This is a genomic window from Blautia sp. DFI.1.216 (genome assembly GCF_020594215.1).
In the GTDB taxonomy this organism is placed as follows: domain Bacteria; phylum Bacillota; class Clostridia; order Lachnospirales; family Lachnospiraceae; genus Blautia_A; species Blautia_A wexlerae.
The window spans coordinates 1-2,928 of sequence record NZ_JAJDML010000107.1; the positions used below are offsets into that span (position 1 = coordinate 1).

Annotated in this window: 2 protein-coding genes and 1 pseudogene; all 3 read right to left on the bottom strand. The window is 52.5% G+C overall.

Annotated features, from left to right (window positions below; translation table 11 throughout):
* A pseudogene (locus tag LJE11_RS18730) lies at positions 1 to 445 on the bottom strand (virulence-associated E family protein); the annotation flags it as partial.
* Entirely contained in the window at positions 414 to 1,058 is a 645-nt protein-coding gene (locus LJE11_RS18735) for a CHC2 zinc finger domain-containing protein (RefSeq protein ID WP_227296382.1), read from the bottom strand. The pseudogene LJE11_RS18730 and the gene LJE11_RS18735, both read right to left, overlap by 32 nt.
* 64 nt (positions 1,059 to 1,122) lie before the next feature.
* Positions 1,123 to 2,703 carry a MobQ family relaxase gene (gene mobQ, locus LJE11_RS18740; protein WP_227296383.1) on the bottom strand — a complete coding sequence of 527 codons (1,581 nt, stop codon included), beginning with the start codon at positions 2,701 to 2,703 and terminating at the stop codon, positions 1,123 to 1,125.
* Positions 2,704 to 2,928: the final 225 nt, after the last annotated feature.

Below are 2,928 nucleotides of genomic sequence, written 5' to 3' on the forward strand. Positions count from 1 at the left end.
GGAACAGCTTCAACGCTTCATAGGTGTAATCGTCTGCGTCAGCCCCCAGAAAGTGCCGCAGACAGAAACGGATTCGTTCTGTCCCGTCCCACACAAGGGCACTTAGGTAGTCCCGGATGGGATGGTACTTGTTTTCATTCGCCACAATCCCGATGGCGTTATCAATCTTTTTCTCATTGGTAAGCCCGTAGGTTTCTTCCAGATAGAGAAGCAGATACTTCATATCCGTATCATTCAGGGCGGTGCTTTCTCTGTGGAAGCCGATGGGCTTTATGATGTCCTTGCGGTCAGTTAGGATGTTGTATGCGATAGCCCCGGAAAGCAGAGGGTCACGCTGGAATACGGTCAGGCAGTTCCGGATGCTCTGACGGACACCGCCTTTCTCGGTGGTTTCCAGCCCCGCCTTGATTTCCTCAATGCTCTGGGGCGGCTGCATGGCGTTCATGGTGTTTTTTAGTTCCTGCTGCGTCTGCGGCTGCAAGCTCTGCCATTCGCTGTTCAAGCTGTATCACATCCTTTCCGTAGTCCGTAATCAAAGCCGCTTTTTCCTCCGTTTCCCCAAAGAGCAGCACATCCAGCAGATATTCCACTTGGTCTTGCTTCTGTAAGGCTTCCACAAACCGGGGATGAAAGGCTTCCTCCGGGGAGTGCGGGGCGTAGTCCGTTCTCCATGCCATAAGCAAGTGAAGATAATCGGTAAGAATACGGAAGCAGCGGTTTTTTGCTTCCTGAAACTGTTCCTCCGGGGATTTCTGCCGGGGCTTGGGCTTTTTTGCTTTTCCCGGCGGTTTCCAGTCCTCATAGGAAAGCCCGAAGTCCTGTGCCAGCTGTACGGCGGCTTCTTTCTTTCCCAGCCCATACAGGGCGGCGGCAAAATCAATCACATCCCCATCCGCACCGCAGCCGAAGCAGTGGTAACGCCGATCCAGCTTCATGCTTGGGGTTTTATCATGATGGAACGGGCAGCAAGCCATCCCGTTCCGCCCTACATGGATTCCATAATGCTCCGCAGCCTGTCTGGTTGTGACGGACTGCTTCACAGCTTCAAATACATTCAAATCTATCCCTCCTTGAAAACAAAAAAGCACCTGACATTCTCTGATTGAAAATGGCAAGTGCCTGTTAAAGTTCCATATCCTGTTGTTTGTGTTTTGTCTGCGCCGGGGCAGTTCTTTGTGCTTTTTTCTCGTCTGCCTTATCCAGCAAGACTTCTTTGATGGGCTGCTTCTTGGGCGGCTCTTTGCTTTCCTCTGTGCCGGGTGTGGCTTTCCGTACCCAGTAGCGGATGTCCCGCAGCTTCTTCAAATCAGCCTGTACCTCGATCAGAGGTGTTTTCAGGGCTGCAATTTCTTCCAGAAGCGTTTCCTGCTCCTCTTGCAGCTTCTTTTGGGTGCTGTCCTTATCGTCCGGGTGCTTGGCAAGGTAGGCGGCGGCTTTCGCATACCGGGCAACCTCCGGGTGTTCCTGGTTGAATTTCTCCTTTGTTTTCTTAAAAAATATCTTCTGGTACTTCTCATAGACAGGCTTACATTCCTTGCAGTCTGTCCGGGCAGAAAGCAGTCCGTCAATCACTTTGCTTCGGGCTTCCTTTGGCTTCATCTGACTGCGGTAATCTGCGGCTGATTTCCCGGAAGATTCCAGAAAGGCTTCCAAGTCCTCCACAGTGGAAAGCCCCTTTTGCCGGAGATAGGACAGGGCTTCGCTGACTGCCTTTAAGTCCTGTGAAGTCCCCCGATTTTGTCCAGCCCTCGTCCAGTCCTTCCGTTCTTCCTTTCGTATCTCCATGTACTTCATCAGCAGATTGGGAAGAAGTGTCGCTTCCTCCGCCGCTTTTTGTGCAAGCAGCTCTTTCCGTTTTTCTCCCAGCTCGGTAATCCAGCCTTTGAGGTTTTGGATAAGCTGCCGGATGGACTTCATCAGACTGTTGGCGGCTCTGATTTCCCGGTTCAGATTTCCGATATTCGTCTGGATACCACGCTTTTCCATCTGCCGGACAGCAGCCCCCTCATGGACAGTGGGGACTATATCAAGCCCCTGTCTGGCATAGGAACGCAAGTCCACACGCTCCGGGCGGTCATTGGCTTCCAGATAGCGGTTCTGGATGACCTCCCATTCATGCCGCCAGATTTCACAATACTTCTGGTCGTTCCAGTCCACCGTATCCTCCTTGTGGCTTTTCCACCTGCCGGATGGCAGCTTTATCCGTTCCCCGTTCTCGTCAAGGTCATAAACCTTGCGGCTCTTGGAAAGCCATTTCCCATGTTCGTCCATTGCCCTCATAGTGAGCAGGACATGGGCGTGAGGATTGTGTCCCGGCGGGTGGGGGTCATGGATGGCAAAGTCAGCAATCATGCCTTTGGAAACAAACTGTTGCTGGCAGAACTCCCGGACAAGGACAGCGTACTGGTCGGGCGGTATCTCTCTGGGAATGGTAAGCACCCACCGCCTTGCAAGCTGGGAGTTCCATTGTTTCTCCACAGCTTCGGCGGCGTTCCATAAAGTATTGCGGTCTGCATACTCCGGCGGGGCATTTGCCGGGAGCAGGATTTCATTGTGGACGATACCTCGCTTTTCTGGGTAGTGCTTCACTTCTTGGTCGTATTCACAGAACAGCTTTTCGCCGCTCTGGTAGGCAGCGGCGGCAACCGCAGACTGCTGTTGGCTACGCTGAACAATCGAGATTTCGTTGTGTGGACAGGGCATTTCGTATCCCTCCTTTCTATGCTTGGTGGATGGGGTGGCGTTTTACCACCTCATTTTGGGCAGAAAAAAGCAGGCAACCTTTTTCAGATTTCCTGCTTGGTGTGTCGCTGTATGTGCGGCGGGTATTTAGTTGTAAAAGTTCGGGGCAAGTTGCCCCGATGTGAAGCTGACAGTCGAGTAGACTAAGACCTCTCAATCTTAGCCCCTCACAGATCCGTACGTGCG

Bases quoted from the DNA above. Each gene is read 5' to 3' on its own strand.
- mobQ (WP_227296383.1), bottom strand. From the start codon at position 2,703: ATGCCCTGTCCACACAACGAAATCTCGATTGTTCAGCGTAGCCAACAG.